General features: G+C 27.1%; 19 protein-coding genes and 1 other annotated feature. Of the genes, 10 read left to right on the top strand and 9 right to left on the bottom strand.

The window, feature by feature from the left end:
• Positions 1-34: 34 nt before the first annotated feature.
• Positions 35-370, bottom strand: a complete 336-nt coding sequence (locus tag I2E83_RS08835) for a hypothetical protein (protein ID WP_195263333.1) — start codon at positions 368-370, stop codon at positions 35-37.
• A gap of 285 nt (positions 371-655) precedes the next feature.
• Here I2E83_RS08835 and I2E83_RS08830 point away from each other — a divergent pair, with 285 nt between their 5' ends.
• Together I2E83_RS08830 and I2E83_RS08825 are read left to right on the top strand one after the other, a co-directional pair.
• Positions 656-1,123, top strand: a complete 468-nt coding sequence (locus tag I2E83_RS08830) for an Lrp/AsnC ligand binding domain-containing protein (RefSeq protein WP_195263332.1) — start codon at positions 656-658, stop codon at positions 1,121-1,123.
• 68 nt (positions 1,124-1,191) lie between these two features.
• Positions 1,192-1,398 (top strand): DUF378 domain-containing protein, encoded by a 207-nt coding sequence (locus I2E83_RS08825; RefSeq protein ID WP_195263331.1) that lies wholly within the window; start codon positions 1,192-1,194, stop codon positions 1,396-1,398.
• Positions 1,399-1,548: 150 nt separating this feature from the next.
• Here I2E83_RS08825 and I2E83_RS08820 read toward each other — a convergent pair whose 3' ends face one another.
• Both I2E83_RS08820 and I2E83_RS08815 read right to left on the bottom strand, forming a co-directional pair.
• Entirely contained in the window at positions 1,549-3,297 is a 1,749-nt protein-coding gene (locus tag I2E83_RS08820; protein WP_195429465.1) for a phosphoenolpyruvate carboxykinase, read from the bottom strand.
• A 363-nt stretch (positions 3,298-3,660) separates the two neighbouring features.
• Positions 3,661-4,371, bottom strand: a complete 711-nt coding sequence (locus I2E83_RS08815; protein WP_195263329.1) for a lysophospholipid acyltransferase family protein — start codon at positions 4,369-4,371, stop codon at positions 3,661-3,663.
• Between the two features lie 226 nt (positions 4,372-4,597).
• Here I2E83_RS08815 and I2E83_RS08810 point away from each other — a divergent pair, with 226 nt between their 5' ends.
• Entirely contained in the window at positions 4,598-5,440 is an 843-nt protein-coding gene (locus I2E83_RS08810; RefSeq protein ID WP_243249616.1) for a ComEC/Rec2 family competence protein, read from the top strand.
• Positions 5,441-5,535: 95 nt separating this feature from the next.
• Here I2E83_RS08810 and I2E83_RS08805 read toward each other — a convergent pair whose 3' ends face one another.
• Positions 5,536-6,336, bottom strand: a complete 801-nt coding sequence (locus I2E83_RS08805) for a ribonuclease H-like domain-containing protein (protein ID WP_195263328.1) — start codon at positions 6,334-6,336, stop codon at positions 5,536-5,538.
• A gap of 290 nt (positions 6,337-6,626) precedes the next feature.
• On the opposite strand from I2E83_RS08805, the gene I2E83_RS08800 reads away from it, so the two are divergent.
• From I2E83_RS08800 to I2E83_RS08790, 3 genes are read left to right on the top strand one after another with little or no spacing between them, the layout of a single operon-like run.
• Positions 6,627-6,848, top strand: a complete 222-nt coding sequence (locus I2E83_RS08800) for a ferrous iron transport protein A (RefSeq protein WP_195263327.1) — start codon at positions 6,627-6,629, stop codon at positions 6,846-6,848.
• Between the two features lie 12 nt (positions 6,849-6,860).
• Positions 6,861-8,621: a ferrous iron transport protein B gene (feoB, locus tag I2E83_RS08795; protein WP_195263326.1), complete on the top strand. Its 1,761-nt coding sequence runs from the start codon at positions 6,861-6,863 to the stop codon at positions 8,619-8,621.
• 14 nt (positions 8,622-8,635) lie between these two features.
• Complete coding sequence (locus I2E83_RS08790) at positions 8,636-8,800, top strand: FeoB-associated Cys-rich membrane protein (RefSeq protein ID WP_195263325.1); 165 nt, start codon at positions 8,636-8,638, stop codon at positions 8,798-8,800.
• A gap of 56 nt (positions 8,801-8,856) precedes the next feature.
• On the opposite strand, the gene I2E83_RS08785 is transcribed toward I2E83_RS08790, so the two are convergent.
• Positions 8,857-9,945, bottom strand: a complete 1,089-nt coding sequence (locus I2E83_RS08785) for an AI-2E family transporter (RefSeq protein WP_195263324.1) — start codon at positions 9,943-9,945, stop codon at positions 8,857-8,859.
• Positions 9,946-10,107: 162 nt separating this feature from the next.
• Positions 10,108-11,799: an arginine--tRNA ligase gene (argS, locus tag I2E83_RS08780; RefSeq protein WP_195263323.1), complete on the bottom strand. Its 1,692-nt coding sequence runs from the start codon at positions 11,797-11,799 to the stop codon at positions 10,108-10,110.
• A 61-nt stretch (positions 11,800-11,860) separates the two neighbouring features.
• Positions 11,861-12,068, bottom strand: a binding site (T-box leader).
• A 168-nt stretch (positions 12,069-12,236) separates the two neighbouring features.
• Between argS and I2E83_RS08775 the strand changes: the two genes are divergently transcribed.
• Entirely contained in the window at positions 12,237-13,745 is a 1,509-nt protein-coding gene (locus tag I2E83_RS08775; protein WP_195263322.1) for a Ppx/GppA phosphatase family protein, read from the top strand.
• 148 nt (positions 13,746-13,893) lie between these two features.
• Here the strand turns inward: I2E83_RS08775 and I2E83_RS08770 are convergent, their stop codons facing one another.
• Both I2E83_RS08770 and I2E83_RS08765 read right to left on the bottom strand, forming a co-directional pair.
• Positions 13,894-14,544: a site-2 protease family protein gene (locus tag I2E83_RS08770; RefSeq protein ID WP_195429463.1), complete on the bottom strand. Its 651-nt coding sequence runs from the start codon at positions 14,542-14,544 to the stop codon at positions 13,894-13,896.
• Between the two features lie 113 nt (positions 14,545-14,657).
• Complete coding sequence (locus I2E83_RS08765) at positions 14,658-16,142, bottom strand: LCP family protein (RefSeq protein ID WP_195429461.1); 1,485 nt, start codon at positions 16,140-16,142, stop codon at positions 14,658-14,660.
• 343 nt (positions 16,143-16,485) lie between these two features.
• On the opposite strand from I2E83_RS08765, the gene I2E83_RS08760 reads away from it, so the two are divergent.
• The 3 genes from I2E83_RS08760 (at position 16,486) to I2E83_RS08750 (ending at position 19,365) form a co-directional block, all read left to right on the top strand.
• Complete coding sequence (locus I2E83_RS08760; RefSeq protein WP_195263319.1) at positions 16,486-17,130, top strand: hypothetical protein; 645 nt, start codon at positions 16,486-16,488, stop codon at positions 17,128-17,130.
• A 561-nt stretch (positions 17,131-17,691) separates the two neighbouring features.
• On the top strand, positions 17,692-18,597 hold the full coding sequence (gene rocF / locus I2E83_RS08755) for an arginase (RefSeq protein ID WP_195263318.1): 906 nt from the start codon (positions 17,692-17,694) through the stop codon (positions 18,595-18,597).
• Between the two features lie 138 nt (positions 18,598-18,735).
• Positions 18,736-19,365 carry a 3'-5' exonuclease gene (locus tag I2E83_RS08750; RefSeq protein ID WP_195263317.1) on the top strand — a complete coding sequence of 210 codons (630 nt, stop codon included), beginning with the start codon at positions 18,736-18,738 and terminating at the stop codon, positions 19,363-19,365.
• Positions 19,366-19,425: 60 nt separating this feature from the next.
• On the opposite strand, the gene pflA is transcribed toward I2E83_RS08750, so the two are convergent.
• Positions 19,426-20,139, bottom strand: coding sequence for a pyruvate formate-lyase-activating protein (gene pflA, locus I2E83_RS08745; protein WP_195263316.1), 714 nt, complete (start codon positions 20,137-20,139; stop codon positions 19,426-19,428).
• Positions 20,140-20,241 lie beyond the last annotated feature (102 nt).

Here is a 20,241-nt window from a genome sequence, read left to right as displayed (position 1 = left end):
TTCATAATTGTATGCCATATTTATATCCAAAATTTTAATTATCTTTTTGATTTTGCATATGTTTAACTCTATTAGGCTTAGCTTTAGGTCTTATTTCAATTTTCTTTTCTTTCTTCTTTGGTCCACCTGTACTTTGAATATCAAAGAACCATAAGAAGAACCAAACTATTACTAAAGTAAGCCCCATATTTATCCACATATTATTTGGTTTTATAAAAAATTGGGCTAAAAATAGAACTAGTGCTATGGCTAATGGAATCCATTTATTTATTCTTACCTTTGAAAATACATATTTTTTACCTAAAGTAAATAGCAGGATCATTAACCCGATAGTTACTGCAAAATATGCTATAGTAATTAATATCTGCATGGTATTATTCCTCCTTTAAAAAGCTTCTATATACTATATTAAAAGAAATAGTAGATATTTTCAAGATATATGCCTTTAAATATTTACAACATTATATATTTTTATACCATATTACAGCTAATAAAATCTTTGATACATTTTAAATACCCATGTTTTACTAATTATTACTAATATATTAATATTTTTAGTTAAATTTATTAAATTTATTATAATTCCCTTCTATTTTAATAAATTTTTTGATAGAATAAAGAAAGAAATTATAAAATGTTAATATGAGGTGATTCTATGAGTTTAAATTTGCCCTATCAATTAGATGAATTAGATCTACAAATACTAGATTTATTGATAAAAGATTGTAGAACTCCTTACTTAGAAATAGCAAGAATTTGCCATGTAAGTGGGGGAACGATACATGTTAGAATGAAAAAAATGGAGGAACTTGGAATAATAAAAGGAACTAGAATTCTTTTAAATTTACCTAAGTTAGGTTATGATGTATGTTGTTTCGTTGGAATATACGTTGATAAAACTTCTTCTTTTGATTCAGTTTTTGATGAATTATCTAGAATTAAAGAAGTTGTCGAGTTACACTTAACAACTGGAAATTATTCCATTTTTGCTAAGGTAGTTTGTAGAAATATTACTGACCTACAAGATATATTATTAAATAAAATTAATACTATCAATGGAATACAAAGAACAGATACAATAATTTCTTTAGACCAACCTATTGATAGAAATATATCTATATAAAAATACATAAAATAATTCCTTTTGGTTACACTATTTATTGTAAACCTATTTTAAAAGGAGTGTTTTTTATGAAAGTTTTAGATTCAATAGCACTTATTTTAGTTATAATTGGAGCTGTTAACTGGGGATTAATTGGATTCTTTCAATTTAACTTAGTTGATACACTATTTGGAACAATGACTGCATTTAGCAGAATAATTTATGCTTTAGTCGGAATAGCAGGTCTATATTCTCTATCATTCTTTGCTAAAGATAGATTTATGGGTTCTAACTAAGCAATTTAATTAAAGTTTATTTAATTAAATTAAGAGAGTGTGGTTTTTCACACTCTCTTAATTTTAACAGACATTTATATTCTTACAAATCTAATTTATATAATATATTATTATATATTTTTAATATCTTTTATTGAAAATTTGAATTCTTTATTTCAATTTTTTTATAATATTAAATAATTCTATTGCTGCTTTCCTTGGTCCTTCTTTTTCTTGGCCTTCTAAAGCTAAACAGGTTTTTATTTGCCCAACTTTTACAGTTCCGTTAAACATATCTTCAAAGTATTTTTCTATTAATATGTCCGTTTCTTGTTGCTTTTGGGCTGGTCCAAATGGATTTGCAAAATAGCTTTCAACTAACCCCTTTTCTGATGTTGTTCCTTTAGCCATTCTTGCGCCTGACTTAAATACCTTTATAGCCTCCTCTGGAGTTTTAAAGTATTCGATTGAATTTTCTCCTTCTTTAACTTCTGTATAATTATTTGCGTAAAGGAATAAATCAACTTCATATCCCTTTACTATTTCTTTATATGGTGCCACTGGCATTACCAGTCTAGCATTTATCTTATCTGGATTCATGAAAATACTTCTATCAATTTCTTTAAAAGCATATCCTTGATCCAAGTCGTCTAATCTAACAAATGCTCCTATTTCTGTTCCATATCCAATTATTTTGCCATCTACTTCTTTAAATGTTCCCATATCATCAAATATAATAGTCATATTGCTAATATAATCTTCACTTAAAGTTCTAAACGCTTCTAAACTTTCTGATTTTCCTGCTCCACTATCTCCCATTATAACAACATTTGCTGTATTCCCATCTTTAAGCTCGATATTAACCATTGCCCCATGTATAGGTAAATATCCCCTCTTTATCATTACTAAATTGTGTAATGTAAGCGTCATTTTCTTCATATATCCAAAGTAATCAATATCTACGGAATGGTTAACGTAACCTACCATAATATCATTTTCTTTATCATCATAAAATACAGTTTTCTTTTCATTTTCATCATCTGTCGCTCCAAATACATAGACTAAATCTGGTTTTTTACCTCTATATTCTTCACATCTAGCCATTTCAAATAAATTACATAAAGTTATCCCATGCTGCATGAAATCTCTATGGAAGTATATAAATGCCATAAGCTCACCTACTTTAGCTGGATAACAGAACCAATGATCTTTATTTAAAGATGCATATTTTAATGGGTTACTATCAGTTTCGGTGAACATTCCACTTCTAGTATTTTTCTTTGGGTATGTTATAAATGGAGTCTCTAATAAAATACTATCAATAAATTCTATATCTTCTAAAGCTTCATATCCTTTTGGTAGTGGCCATAGAATTTTATTAATTATGATTGATGCATTTCCCCCAACAGGTATTTGTCTAAATACATTTGGCCTATATCCTAATACATTTTTTTCAACTTTTCTATATAATTTTAATATTAAATTAGATAATGCTGAGTTAGCTTGCGTAAAGTTTACTACGGATAATCCTGCTTGACGTCTATTACTATGAATGATTGTATATCTTTCTAATCTTCTCCAAAATAAATATAAATCCTCCACAAAAGCTATGAATTTATCTTTATCTGAAAATAAATCGCAATAATTAGGATTAGCTTCTACAATTTCATTTACATTTAAAACTGTACAATATTTAAATATTTTAGATAAATCTTCTGATATTTGTGAAACATCTTCTGTTTTTAAACCGGACTTTAAATATCTCCAACTTAATGTAACTTTCTTTTTAGACTTTTTTAAATAAGTTTCAATTACCCTTCTAAATCCTTCACTTTCAACTAACTCCTCAAATGTACTACAATATTTAGCTGTAAAATTAATTAATACCTTATCATTACTTATTGAAAACTCTTTACGCATACAATTGCCCCCTTTTTGAAATATATATAAATTGAAAATTTCATTTTTGCACTATTTTTTTATATTATAACATATATTTTGCAAGTTTAGGAAGAAGTCTTTTTCAATTTTCAAAAATTATTACGACTTTTTTATATTTTTTAACAAGGAAAACGTAATCATATTAAGTTTCCTTAGATATTTTTATAAATTTATCAAATTCGCGAATACTTTTCTAATAATAATCATATATATTCACAACGTATCCGAATTATTTTAGAGATATATTTTTTATAATATGATTATTTCTTGAATATAAAAAAATAAACTATACCTTTAATTTTCTTTTAACGGTATAGTTTATATATTATTCTTACTATGATTTTATTGTCCTAAATTTTTTGCAATTACTTCTCTGACCTTTTCCATTAACCCTTTTTCTTCTTCTCTAGTTAAATTTTCAGTATATATAGGCTTATCAAATGTAACAGTTATATCTATTGATTTAAATTTTCCATCTATTTCATAAGCTCTATATGCCCCATCAATAGAAACTGGCACTACAGGAGCCTTAGCCATTGTAGCTAATTTTAAGCTTCCCTTTTTAAATTCTTTTAACTTTCCATCCTTGCTTCTTGTTCCCTCAGGAAATATAGCCATACTGTAGCCTTTTTTTATATTCTCTGCACCTTCTCTTATAACTTTAATTGCTTCTCTTGCATTTTCTCTATCTAAAGGAACACAATTATACTTTTTCATCCAATATCCTAAGACAGGAGCCTTTATCATTTCCTTCTTAGCAACAAATCCCATACATTTTCCTACTGAGTTTATTAAAAGAGGAATATCTAGAATACTAGTATGATTTCCTATATAACAACATGGAACATCTGGAATATTCTCTTTACCTTTTATAGTAACATTCATATTAAGAGTATTATGTATTGTATATCTTGCCCAATCTTCTCCAACCTTCCCACTATAATCTACTGCAGCTTTTTCTCCCTTTGTAATTTCTAAAAACCAACGTTTTATAGCTTTAAATTGCATGAATATCATATATATACCATAATTAATAATTTTAAAAATACTCATTATTCTTCACCACCATATTTTATTTCTTACTTTATTATAAATGCTTATATTTTTTTCTTCAATTATATTTTTATTACTATATGTCTATAATATATATATATTATTAAGAACTTGAACTTAAAATTAAACTAGAATATATCATTAAAAAATTTATTACATCTCTTATATATAATACTCTACTTAAATATCTAATAATTAAATTTTATATTATTCAAGGAGACAGGAATTGATTAAGAAACTATTCTATATGTTTGTAAACTTTATTCTCATAATTTTGCTTTTCCAATGCAGCATTAATATCAAAGAAAATAATTTAGAAACTAATAAAAATACTATGCTAGTACATTTTATTGATGTTGGTCAAGGTGATTCTATATTAATCCAAGTAAATAAAAAGAACTTACTTATTGATTCTGGACCTAATGAATCTGAAGATAAGTTAAAAAAATATCTTAAGAAATTAAATATATCTAAGTTTGATTATGTAATTGCAACTCACCCCCATGAAGATCATATAGGAAATATGAGCTATATAATTAATAATTTTGAAGTTATAAATTTCTATGCACCTAAGGTTGAAAATTCTACAAAGGCTTTTGAAACAATGGCAGAATCTCTTATTCGAAAAGATTTAAAAATCAAAATACTAAAGGCAAATATGAAATCAATAGATCTTGGTAATAATGTGATAATAGATGTTTTTTCTCCTCTCTCTAACAGATATGAGGATTTAAACAATTATTCTCCTATTATAAAAATATCTTATAAAAATACTTCGTTTTTATTTACTGGTGATGCTGAAGAGCTTGCTGAAAATGAAGTTTTAAATGCTGGCTTTGATTTGAAATGCGATGTGTTAAAAATAGGTCATCATGGATCTTCTAGTTCGACTTCTGAAAAATTCTTAAATGCAAGTAATCCTTCTATCGCAGTAATTTCCGTAGGAGAAGATAATACTTATGGACATCCAACCGATGTTGTTCTATCAAGATTAAAGGAAGCTGAAATTTATAGAACAGATATAAATGGAAACATCGTAATAACATCAGATGGTTTATCCTTAAAATGATAGATGCTCCTAAAATTATTAGGAGCATCTATCATTTAAGATTTTAATCTTAAATTAATATTTTAACTTTCTTTTCTTTCCTTTAATGCATCCTATTATTTATCTATGCAAGTTTTTTCTTTCGTTTTGTTTATATCTTTTAAATTTTTATTTTGTATATTAAAAAAGTTATTTTCTAATTCTTTATTTTCATCTATTTTTTCTATATCTTCTATATATTCATCTTCTTCAATTTCCTCTTCTTCGATTTCCTCTTCTTTCTTTAGATATGCTGTCCATCTCATATAAATGTTATATAAATTGGTGACATCCTGTTCATTATATAGAAGTATAGTTTCTATTTTCTCTTTTGGCATTCTTAGTATATACTCTCTATCTTTTAATACTTTATTAAAAGTTTTTGCCAAATTAGATCCACTAATTAAATCTCCCTCTCTATGAATATCAAACTCTTTTTCAAGATTCTTCAAACCTATAGAGTGCCCATTTTCTTTTTCATATTCTCTTTGAATATCTATATCCTCAAATTCCTTAGAAAAATTAAATTCTATTCCATATTTTTTAAACAAATAATTTATAACTGTATAGTCATTATTTCCTGAGAAAGTAACAATTGCTTTCTTCCCTTTTCTCTTCATATTAACAAAATATTTTTTAGCTAAATCAAGAATTTGGATTACTTCACCTTTATTTTCAATCATATATTGAGTTACATACAATTTATTTTTTTCAAAAATACAAGCTCCAAAGACTCCTATACATTTTGGCTTCTTATATACATAATGCTCTAAATCAAAAAATATTAGTTCTTCCGGAGGCCTATTGATTGTATCCGTTTTTAGCATAAAATCTCTTGCTAAATAATCCACCTCTATTATATTCTCTCTTATAATCACATTACCACTCTTTCTTCCTTATCATTTATCACCTTTTAAGTCCTTAGTTTATCTTATAATATTATATCATCTTTTATAACAATATAAAAATAAATATAATTAAATCTTCCTACCTTAATATAATATTATGTAATTTATTATATGTTCAACAAAAATATAACTAAGTTTAAATATAAAAAACATTTTATAATTGATAATATTTATCAGTTATACACTTAAAAATATTGACTACATTTTAACATTTTGGTATTATAATAATATGATAATGATTTTCAATACGAGGTGATGATATGAGTCTATGTGAATTAAATTTAGGGGAAAAAGCTATAATAAAATACATCAATGGTGATGATAAACTTACAAAAAGATTATTAGCTCTTGGTTGCATTGAAGGAACTGAAATTGAACTTAAAAGGGTAGCTCCTTTAGGTGATCCAATAATAGTTAATCTTAGGGGATTTGATTTAGCAATTAGAAAAAAGGATGCTAAAAATATATTTTTAGCTGTATAGGGGGAATAACAAATGAAAACAGTAGCATTGCTTGGAAATCCAAATGTAGGTAAAACTACACTTTTTAATTACCTAACTGGTTCAAACCAAAGAATTGGGAACTGGGCTGGAGTTACAGTAGATAAGAAGGAAGGATTTTTCGGAAATACTAGAATAGTCGATTTACCTGGTATATATGCAATGGATACTTATTCTAATGAAGAAAAAATATCTAAAGCATTTTTAGAAAATGACGATGTTGATGTTATATTAAATATAATAGACGCCTCAAATATTGATAGAAATCTTTATTTGACTACTCAATTAAAACAATTTAAAAAACCTATTATTTTAGCTGTAAACATGATTGATATTGCTGAGAAAAAAGGAATTAATTTAGATTATACTAAATTATCAGAACTTATGAATGTTACAGTAATTCCAATTGTTGCTTCTAAAGGACAAGGCATTGATAAAATTAAAGATGTTATTGAGAAAGATAATTATTTATCTAAAATAGATAAATATAATTATGAATTTAATAGCGAAAAAGAAACTTATGAATTTATAGAATCAATTCTTAATAAATGTAATAAAACAATAGATAAGTCTAAAACTACATTAAAAGATAAATTAGATAACTTTTTATTAAACCCATGGCTTGCATATCCAATATTTATAATAATAATGGCATTAATGTTTCAAATTACATTTGCATGGATTGGACAACCATTATCTGATTTGTTAGATGGACTTTTAAATGATTCATTTTTACCTTATTTATCAGATTTACTTTCTAATACCGCTCCATGGTTTCAATCTTTGATAGTTGATGGTATTGTAGCTGGTGTTGGAGGAATTATTGTTTTATTACCTATAATACTTGCACTATTTGCATGTATATCAATACTTGAAGATAGTGGATATATGGCTAGAGTTGCATTTATCATGGACAAGTTAATGAGAAAGATGGGACTTTCAGGTAAAGCTTTTATACCTATGATTGTCGGATTTGGTTGTACAGTTCCTGCAATAATGTCTGCCAGAACATTAGAAAGCGAAAAAGATAGAAAACTTACTGCTTTATTAGTTCCACTAATGAGTTGTAACGCTAGATTACCTGTTTATGCTGTATTTGCAGCAGTATTTTTCCCAAACTATACAGGATTAGTAGTTGCACTTTTATATTTATTAGGTGTAATATTAGCATTTATTTTAGGAATAATATTTAAGAATACTTTATTTAAAAAAGATGAAGAACCATTTATTATAGAACTACCAGAATATAAGGCTCCTTCTATAAAAAATGTTGGTAAACAAGTTTATGAAAAAGCTAAAAGCTTCTTAGTAAAAGCTGGAACTATAATATTTGCTATGAGTGTTGTTATTTGGTTCTTATCGAACTTCAGTTTCTCAGGTATGGTAGATGTTAATGATAGTATTTTAGCATCAATCGGAAACTTAATAGCTCCAATATTTAGTCCTTTAGGATTTGGTAACTGGCAAAGTTCAGTTTCTTTATTAACTGGATTACTAGCTAAAGAAACTGTTGTCGCATCAATGGGAATCATATTTGCAGGTGACTTATCAGTAGTGTTACCAATTTATTTTACTACAGCATCAGCAATATCTTTCTTAGTTTTTGTACTTTTGTATACTCCTTGTATATCAGTTTTAGGTGCAATGAAGAAAGAATATGGTACTAAGTTCACTTTATTTGCAAGTTCATATCAACTTATATTGGCTTGGATAGTTTCATTTATAATTTTTAACATAACTAAATTATTTATATAAAAGAAGGTGTTTCTATGGAAATATTAATTACATTAGTTATTGTTGCTTTTGCTGGCTTTACAATATATAAGAACATAAGAAAATCTTCTAAAGGTGAATGTAATTGTGGAAGCTGTTCAAATCATTGTTCAGCCTATAAAGAAGAAGAAAATGGAATTAAACTTGAGAAGAAAAACTAAAAGTAAAATGGCTTAATAAAATCAATGATATTTTATTAAGCCATTTTTTATTACTACTAACTGTTTTCTGCAGTTTTTACTAAAGCTTCATTCTTTTTCATTATTCTTTCATAATATACTTTTAAAGTTGCAGCTGTTGGTGATGCTAAAAGCATCCCTAAAGCTCCATAAAATCCTCCGCCTATTAATACTGCTACTATTATAAATAAAGGTCTTACTCCTACTTTATTTCCTATTAATTTAGGATCTAGATACCAGCCATCAAATAATTGAAGCGCCAATAATACTAAAAATACAATTAATCCTTTAGTTGGTGATACAAAAACATTAAATAAAAATCCCACTATTTCTCCTATAAATGGTCCAAAGTATGGAATCATATTAGTTATTCCAACTATAACAGCTAATAAAAAAGCATATTCTGACTTAACTATGGTTAGTAAAACTAATGCCATAGCTGCAATAATTGAAGAATCCACTGCTTTTATTCCTATATAAGCACCTATCATATTATGATATATTCTAACAGCTTCTATTAATTTTTTCCCTCTCTTTTCTTTAAGTATTAAGAATGTTACTTTTTTACTTTCTTTTATTAACCTATCCTTATCTACCAGAACATATATAGATATTAATAATCCTAAAAATAGTTTAAGTAACTGACTAGAAATAGTAAATATATATGATATTGAACCTTCTAATAAAGTTACTGCCATTGTTCCAAATTGAGCTATGATATGATTAATATTATCCGTAGTTCCTGTAGTATTTATAAATTCTTTTACAGATTGATTATTTAAAATTTTATCTAACCATTCTTGAGTTTCTTGGATATAGGAAGGCATTTTTGTTGTTATGTCAACAGCACTATCTATTATACTAGGTATTAAGTATAAAGATGCTAATATTATTATTGCTAATACCAATAAATAAGTACTTAATATTGCAACACCTTCTTTTACATTAAACCTTCTTTTTATAAGCTTAACTAAAGGATTTAAAATATATCCAAATACTAACCCATATAAAACTGGCAACATTAAGGACCAAAACTTCTTCAATATACTAAAAAAATACGGATAATTTTCTATAATCTTAAATCCAACTATCCCAACTAATATTGCTATAACAATAGTAATTAACAAATCCTTATTTTTTATATTATTAAAAATAATTATCTACTCCTCTCTTAGATTTCTATAGATTATATCATAATAGTATTATTTAGTCTTTCATATTATTGTTAATTTTTTATAAAAATTAGATGCAAATAGGGATGCGAATTCTCGCATCCCTAAACAATTATGTTACATCTTATCTACAACTTCAATTCCTAATAAAGCTAAAGAGTTTTTGATAACTTGACATGTTGCTTTTACTAAACTCAATCTAGCTTCTTTTAATTCTTCATCTTCTAAGTTTAATACTGAATGTGCATTATAGAATTTATTAAATGATTTTGCAACTTCTATTGCATATCTTGTAATAATTGATGGCTCTAACTTTTCTGTTGCTAAATGTATTTGTTTTGCAAATCCTTCTAATGTCTTTACTAATTCAAACTCTTCCTTTGAAGAAAGCTTAGAATAATTAGCATTTCCTTTAAGCTCTCCTGCTCTTGTTAATATACTGTTTGCTCTTGCATATGAATATTGAACATAAGGACCTGTTTCGCCATCAAATGAAAGCATTTCCTTCCAATCAAATACTATATCCTTTTCTCTAGAATTTTTTAGATAAGTAAATACTACTGCACCAACACCTATCTTTTTAGCCACTTCCTCTTTATTTTCTAAGTTTGGATTTTTTTCATTTATTACTTCTAATGTTTTATCTATAGATTCTTTTATTAAGTCATCTAATAAAATAACTTCACCTTTTCTAGTTGAAAGTTTTCTATCTGCAAATTTTACAAGTCCGAAGCCTACATGAACACAATCTTTTGCCCATTCATGGCCTGCAAGCTCTAATACCTTAAATACTTGTTTAAAGTGTAGTGCTTGTGGTGTTCCTACTACATATATGCTCTTATAGAAATCATATTTCTTCTTTCTATACATTGCAGCAGCTAAGTCTCTTGTTGCATATATTGATGCTCCATCACCTTTAAGTACTATACATGGAGGCATATTGTATTCATCAAGCATAACTACTTGTGCACCATTACTTTCAACTAACAAATTCTTTTCCTTTAATTCATTTACTACAACATCCATTTTATCATTATAGAATGCTTCACCTGCATATGAATCAAATTTAACATCAAAAATTTCATATATTCTTTCAAATTCTTTTAAGCTTAAATCTCTAAATCTCTTCCATAAAGCTTCTACTTCTTTATCTCCATCTTCTAATGCTTTAAAGTAAGCTCTTCCTTCATCTTCAAGTGCAGGATCCTTTTCTGCTTCATCATGGAACTTAACATATATTCTTAATAATTCATCTATAGCATTCTTTTCTAATGCCTCTTCATTTCCCCATCTTTTATATGCAGATATAAGCTTTCCAAATTGAGTTCCCCAGTCACCTAAATGATTTATTCCCTCAACATTATATCCTTCTTTCTTAAATATCTTATATAATGAATTTCCTATTGCTGTTGTAAATAAATGTCCAACATGGAATGGCTTTGCTATATTAGGTGATGAATATTCAACACAAATAGTTTTTCCTTCTCCTACATTAGATGAACCATATTCATCGCCTTCTGTTAATACTTTTTCTATTGTATTTTTAGTAAAGATACTTTTATCTGCAAAGAAATTAACATATGGCCCAACATTAATTATCTTTTCGAATCCATCATTGTCTATTTTACCAGCTAACTCCTCTGATATCATATTAGGAGCTTTTCTAAAAGTTTTTGCTAATTGAAAGCATGGAAATGCATAATCTCCCATATCACTCTTTGGTGGAATTTCTATTAATTTTTCTATGTTTTCAATATCCATATCAACATATTTACTTATTGCTTCTGCAACTTTTTTCTTGTAATCCATTATGTATCCTCCTTAATTTTTACTAATAATTTGAAAAATAAAAAATCCGTCTCTTAAATAAATAAGAGACGGAAAAAATCCCGCGGTACCACTCTGATTGCATAAAATGCCACTCAATGCTTTAACGCAGCAATACGAACTATCCTACTAATAAAATTTCAGTAGCTATCTCCAAGGCTCTCTTCCTAATATTCTATCTTATAAGGCTTACACCACCCCTTACTCGCTTAAAGAATCAAATATAGTACTCTCCTCTTCATAGATATTAATACTTATTCTAATTTAATATAAACATTATACATAAACAAAACTTTTATTGTCAATAAAAAAGGTATACTTATATAAATATATTTAACTCTTACCTATACTTTATTAATTAAAGTGATATAATATCTATAACAAAAATAATTTTCATAATATTTACTTAAGGAGTCAATATGGATAGAGTTGGTATTATCGATATAGGTCCAAGTTCTCTTAGACTTATGTTAACGGAAGTTAATGAAAATGGATATTTTAAAATAATAGATGAATTAAAAACATCTATCAGATTATGTCATGATTTAGTTACTGATTACGGAATATGTAACGAAAACTCTAAAACTATACTTTCTACACTTAGAGCATATAAATCACTTTGTACTGTTTCAGGTGCAAATAAAATATTTGCTGTTGCTACTGAATCTTTAAGGGAAGCTAAAAATAAAGATATTCTTCTTCCTCTTATTAAAAAAGAATTAGATATTGATATTAGAGTTTTAAGTTGCGACGAAGAAATTTATTATAACTTTTTTGGAATAAGAAGAAGCATTTATATAGGCAATTCTTTAATGATTGAAGTTGCTGGTACAGATACTCATTTAGCTTGGGTTCAAGGGGATAAAATAATAAAAAGTGTTACCTTACCTATAGGAAGTGTAAATCTAACATATAAATTTAATTTAAAAGATAGAATATTACCTAAAGATTTAACTGATGCACTTAATTTCATATCTGAAAAGTTAAATGATATAAGCTGGCTTATGGAAACTAAATTTGACTCAATAATAGGTATTGCATCTATAGTTAGAAATATTGGTAAAATAGATAGAGTTAGAAAAAGATATCCTTTTGATATTCCTCATAACTACGAGCTTTCTGATATTGATGTTCAAGAAATATTTAATTTATTAAAATGTAAGGACTTTAAGCAAAGACAAAAATTAGATGGAATCGACCCAGAGCTTGCAGATATAATAGTTGGAGGAACCGCTATCTTTAAGAAAATAGCTAATATGGTTCAATGTAATAAGATAATAATTTCAGGAAGAGGCCTTAGAGAAGGCTTAATGTATGAATATCTTAATAATAAATATACAATACCAGAAGACATGCTAGATTATAGTATAAATGGAATATTAGAAACGTTAAATAGTGACAAGAGCCATGCACTAAATGTATTTAAAATAGCTTATAATTTATTTAATTCTTTAAAACCACTACATCATTTAGGAGATGAATATTTAAATATTATAAAAACATCTTCTATGCTACATGATTGTGGTATTAGTATTAACTATTATGGACATCATAAACATTCATTTTATATAATATTAAATTCTTATATAAATGGGTTAACACATAAGGAACTTCTTATGAGTGCTGCTATTGCAGCTTCACATAGGTTTAATAACTATCAAACACCTTTAGCTCCATTTTCATCAGTTATTAGTCAATTAGATTTACGCTCTGCAAAACTTATTGGAGTACTTGTTAAAATAGCTGAAGGTTTAGATAGAAGCCTTGTTGGTGCAGTTAAAGAACTTAACGTATCATTTGATAGTAATACAGTAACAATTAAAGTTTCTTCAGATATAGATGTTGACTTTGAAATTCGCCAAGCCTTAAGAGCAGGTGAAAAATTTAAAGAAATATATGGGAAAGAGCTTATTATAACAGCTATTTAAATTATTAACTTAATAGAATTTGATTATAATTTACCCATATTCAAGAAAATTGCTAAAATAATAAAAAAGTAGATTCATTTAAGTGTAGTTAAGAACTTAGTAAATCTGGCTTTTAATTACACTTCTTTCTATTGAATCTACTTTTATATTAAAATATTATTCCTAAAACTCCAAAAGCTATTTTACTAAATAGATTAATGATTAAATTTGATGGAATTGTCAAGATAAATTGACCTACTACAACAATTGCTAAAAGAATAACCATTTGATATTGATAAAGCTTATCTGCAACTTTATAAAAGCTTCTAGGGTTTAACTCCCTAAACAATTCAAATCCTGCAAGTCCTGGAAGTGGAATTAAATTAAATACAAATAAGTTTATATTTATAGCTGATATAAGATATAGGGCAATACCAACTATACTATAAGTTGATGATGGTAAAATGCTATATGCTATATAAGACCATAATGCATATATGAACATTCCTACAAATCCAACTAATAAATTTGCAAGAGGAGCTGCCATAGTTACCTTTATTGCATCCTTCTGACCTCTCTTATATGCACTTGGATTAGTATCCACTGGTTTAGTCCACCCAAATCCTACTAATAAAATCATAATAAATCCAATAATATCTATATGAGCTATCGGATTTAATGTTAATCTTCCCTGAAATCTTGGCGTTTTATCTCCTAACTTATCTGCCACTTTAGCTTTTGCATATCCTTGAGCAACAAAAGCTATCAAAATTGCAGGCACTGTTAATATCTTAGTTAATAAATAGTTTGATCCTAACATCCTAGTCCTCCTTATTCTTTTTTATGATTATACCATATTTATTAAACTTAATACTCTTGTTTATATTTTTTTAATAAAAAGGGACTCTACTAATAGTAAAGCCCTTTAAAATTTTATTGATTTGGTTTTTCGCCTTGAGGTTTTTCATGATTATTTTCTCCATTTGCTGGTGGCGTTGTTTCATTTCCTCCGCTTGCTGGTGGATTAGTTGTTTCGTTTCCTCCATTTACTGGCGGTTTTGTTGTTTCATTTCCCCCATTTGCTGGTGGATTAGTTGTACCGTTTCCTCCACCTGCTGGTGAATTAACTGTTCCATTTCCTCCACTTGCTGGTGGATTACTTGTTCCTCCTGTCGGTGGATTAGTTGTTCCTCCACTTGCTGGTGGTTTTACAACATCCCTATCTGGAGTTGGCTCTGGAATAGCATCTGTATTTTTATCATTATATTCTTCTGGTTTGATGTTGTATAAAGAATTATATCTAGCTTCTTCTGCATTATAAGCTGCAGCAACATTTTCAACTGATAATAAATCAAATTCTTCTGGATTAGGTAGTTTATTATTAAAAATAAAGTCATGCAGAACCTTAGAATTTTGTTCTAAATCTATTAATAAACACCATCCTCTATCCTTATATAGATTGTCCCTTGCAATAAGCTCTGTTTGTGGTATTTGTAATTGCTCAAAGTCTAAGCTTGGTAACTTATAAATTGTATAAGCTAAATTTAAAGCTTCTGGTATATCTATGTTAGTTTTAACATGCTCTGATAAAGTATTAGCTATGCTTACATATTTTAAAGGATTTACTTCCTTTAAATTTTTAGCAACTTCATGTAATACTTTACTTTGCCTTTGTCCTCTTTCAAAATCTCCATTTCCAACATATCTTATTCTTGCATAAGATAGAGCTTGTTGTCCATTTACTTTTTGAAGTCCTGTTTCAGTAATTGGAGGAGAATTCACTCCTGTTGATTCACCTATATATTTATTAACTTCATCTATTTCATAATCTTTTATATCTACTTCAATTCCGCCAATTTCATCTATTATAGCTTCAAACCCCCAAAAGTTTACTATAATATATTTATCTAAATGTAAATTGAAGTTTTCTTCTATAGTCTCCATTACTAAGGCTGCTCCACCTTCAGCTCCTTTAAGTTTTCCATTTTCATCTTCTTCAGAACTTCCAAATGCAAATGCAGCATTAATTTTATTTTCTCCATATTCAGGTATGTTAACTACTGTATCTCTCATTATTGATGTTAACTTAACTTTTTTATTGTTATTATCTAATGTAGCTACAATAATTGAGTCCGATCTTGCTGGCTCATCTAAGGTTCTTCCATCAGTTCCTATTAATAAAACATTTGTAATTCCATCTACCTCATTGTAGCTAGTTTCATTCTTATTTTCCGGATTATATTCTACATAAATTTTATTTCTAATATGATTATAATACCCCCAACCTGTCGCTATAAGTATTGCTACTACTGCTAATATGCTTATGATAGATATTAATATAATTTTCTTTTTATTTCTTTTTTTAATTTTCTTTTTACTATTAGAACTTTTTCTTTTCACTGAATCATTTTCGCTCATCCTAATTCCTCCCTCTACTCTATTATTATATAACCAAGACCTCTATTTTTACAACAATATCCATTACATTATACTAAATTTATTTGTCATCTTTGTTACAAATATATAACAAACTATATTATTCTTCATATTTATATTATTTATATCATTTATTTACATCATTCATACGAAAATGTATCTTTTTTTAAAGATTAATTCCTCTTCTAACCTCTATATTAGCATTTGCTATATTACGAAATTTAATCTTAATCATAAATATCTATATAAAATAATATACTTTTTTTATTTTATGCAGTTTAAATTTATACTTATTTGTCAATAATAGGAACAAGGGGTGATAAATATGGATAATTTAAATAATAAATCAAACTTCAAATCCACTAAAAAGAATATTAGTAAAAAACAAAAAGCTGCTATGTTGGTTTCATTTGTTTCATTATTAGCAATTTGCTTTTGCTTAAGTTACTTTATAACCGATTATGTAACTAATCCAAATAGAGATATAAATAATGCAGAAGCTCAAAATGAAACTGTATATAGTGAAAATAATAAATATTTAGATGATAATATTTATATAATGCTAAAAACAAATGATAATATAGATATGGCTGAAAATCTAATTAATTTAAAAAGCAAATTAAATTTAAATGAAAATCTTACAAAAGAAGATTTGAGCGAAGAACTATCAGTTCAGGGATATGTTCTTTCCGAATGGGATAGTAATAAATTAGTTTATACAAGAGATACCGCTATAAATACAAGTAAATTTGAATCTAATAAATACTATTTAGGCGAAGAAAATGGATTTATAAGCTTATTCAAAACAGATTCTAATGGTAATATAATTGAATCTGAAAAAAAGGTTTACTCTGATTCTAAGCCATTATCAAATTTACCAGAAATAGATCAAAACTATATTAAAGATAATAAATTTTCTTTTGATACAAGAGAAGAAGCACTACAAAAGTTAAGTGAAATGATATCATAATAAATACCTTCATTAACATAAAAAGGGGCATATGCTCCTTTTTTATTTGCTTATAGATAAAGAATAACAAATCTCAATAAGGGAATAAATAAATTATAAACTAATTTATTTAAGAAACACTCTTATTAATTTATAAGCATACATTCTAAATTTTATTCATAATCCTAAATAATAGTGGAAATGCTGGGGCTTTACAAATCAAATACTATCTAAATTATATGTAAAGATATATTATGAATAATAATTATATAGTATATTGATAAAATAATTATATATCTTTCCCCTAATTTTTAGATATATTAAATACTATATGAATAAATAGAATTTTTATATAAGTCAAAATAGAATTTATAATTTTTTTCTTTCTATTTTGATTTTTTTTCACATTTTAAGACAAAAAAGTATAATTATAATATGTATTTAGTTAATATTTTCATAATATATTTAAAAATTGTGTAATTGTAATATTTTTTTCACATTTTTTTATTTACATATCGATTTGAAGCTATTAATATATATTTATTGCCCTAAAAAAATTATTCCAAATCGGAGGTTTGTTTTATGAATATTAGTATTATTGATATGCCTATATTCTATGGATGTGATAATCCTGGAGTTGAAAATGGGCCAAAAATTTTAAGAGAGAACAACCTTCTAGATATCTTTAATAAAAGCCACCAAGTCTGTGATATGGGCGAAGTTCATGTAAAAAATGTTTCTTCAAATGATAAATACGCAGCTAACGCAAAAATGAAGTATTTAGATGAAGTTGTGAGATCAAATGTTGGACTAGCTGATAAAGTTTATGAGTCATTAAGTAAGTCATATCTTCCTTTAGTTATAGGTGGAGATCATTCACTTGCTATAGGTAGTGTTGCTGGCTCAAGTAAATTTTTTGATGAAGATCTTGCAGTAGTTTGGGTGGATGCTCATGGTGATATAAATACACACGAGACTTCCCCATCTGGAAACATTCACGGAATGCCTTTAGCTAGTTCCATGGGAATAGGCCATGAAATTTTGACTAACCTTTATTCTTCTAGCAAAAAGGTTAAACCTGAAAATGTATTTTTATTAGGTTGCAGAGACTTAGATTTAGGTGAACTTGAATTAATCAAGGAATATAATCTTAACGTATGGACCATGAAAGATATTAAAACTAAGGGCATAGACATTGTATTAAAAGAACTTTTAGAAGCTTTAAAAATGAGAAATGTAAAAAATATTCATTTTAGCTTTGATATTGATAGCCTAGATCCTTCTTATGTTCCAGGAACAGGAACTCCAGTAGAAGATGGATTAACCTTCTCAGAAGGAAAACAAGTAATTGAAACTATAATAAACACTTCATTAGTTAGAGCTATGGATTTTGTAGAATTTAATCCAGCCTTAGATGATAATAAAAAGACATTAGAAACTTGTCTTGAATTATTAAAGGTAATTTCTAAAGCTTTTGAAGGAAAATAAATAAGAAAAATAGCTAATAGATTTCTATTAGTTATTTTTTTATTATTAAATATATCTCTTAGTTCCATAATTATGTTTTAGGACTTTCTTTAAATTTATGTTATTATATAATAAGAAACTTAATCTTAGGAGGATAAAATGAAACTACTATTTTTTGATACAGAAACAACTAGCATAAAGCCAGGTAATATATGTCAGTTAAGTTATATAGTTATAGATGCTTCAGTTAAACCACAAAAAACTACAGGAAAAAACTTTTTCTTCACAGTTGATAGTATGGATGAAGGTGCTGAAGCTATTCATGGATTTTCACTTGAAAAACTATATGACCTTTCAGAAGGTAAAGAATTTTTAGATTGTGTCCATGAGTTTATGCCAGATTTCTTTGATGCAGATTTTATAATAGGACATAATGTTCAATTCGATATAAAATTTTTAAAACATGAATTACAACAACTTTGGGAAGCAGGTCTTATAGATACAACTTGGGAGCCTAAAAATACATTTTGTACTATGGCATATTATAAGTCTCTTTGCAATTTACCAAGTCCATCTGGAAATATAAAAAATCCTAAACTTGCAGAAGTTATAGATTTTCTTCAAATTTCTGAGGATCAAATAGCAAATAAGGCAAATGAACTATTTGAGGGTAGTGGAAACTATCATGATGCTAGATTTGATACAGCAGCTACTTATTTGACAGTTATACAAGGTATGAAAAAAGGATTGATTCCTGCAGGATATTTTTCAAATCTATTAAAAAAATAATTTTTTAATAATAAATCCCTAGAAAAATTTCTAGGGATTTATTATTACTTAAAATAAGCTTTAAAATTCACTAAAAAACTTTTCTTTAAGTAATTTACACTTTTCTTTATCCATAGCTGGCGTTCCATCCAATCTATATTTTAATCCTAATGTTTCGTATTTATTTACACCTAATAAATGATATGGCAATAATTCTACCTTTTCAACATTTTTTAATGAATTAACAAACTCTTTAAGTTCTTGCATGTACTCTTCACTATCTGTCTTTCCTGGTACAACTACTTGTCTTATCCAAAGCTTAGTACCAGCATTTTTGCATGCTTCTAAAAATTTATTTGTTTCATCTATTTTAAAACCTGTCATGTCTTTATATCCAACTTCTGATAAATGCTTGACATCATATAATACTAAATCAGTATATTTTAAAATTTCATCATATTCTCCGAATCCTACACCTGATGTATCTAAACACGTATGTATTCCTTCTCCCTTACATTCCTTAAGAACATCTAATAAAAACTCTGATTGTCTTAATGGGTCTCCACCTGAAAAAGTAACTCCTCCTCCTGAAGTCGTAAAATAACTTTTAAATCTTTTTATTTTTTTAACTAATTCTTCTGAAGTATACTCATCACCTTCATTTTCACTCCATGTATCTGGGTTATGACAATAAAGACATCTTAATTTACACCCTTGAAAAAATACTACTACTCTAATCCCTGGTCCATCAACTAGCCCCATACTTTCAATTGAATGAATTCTACCTTTTAGCATATTTATCTTCTCCTCTTTTGGACAACTAACAACAAAATCATATTGTCTTATTTATTATAATTTTTATACAACAAATTGTCTATTATTTAAAGCGGATGTCTA

Origin of the sequence: Clostridium sp. D46t1_190503_E9 (assembly GCF_015555225.1) — a bacterium.
In the GTDB taxonomy this organism is placed as follows: Bacteria; Bacillota; Clostridia; order Clostridiales; family Clostridiaceae; genus Clostridium.
This window is presented reverse-complemented; position numbering and strand designations above follow the sequence as displayed.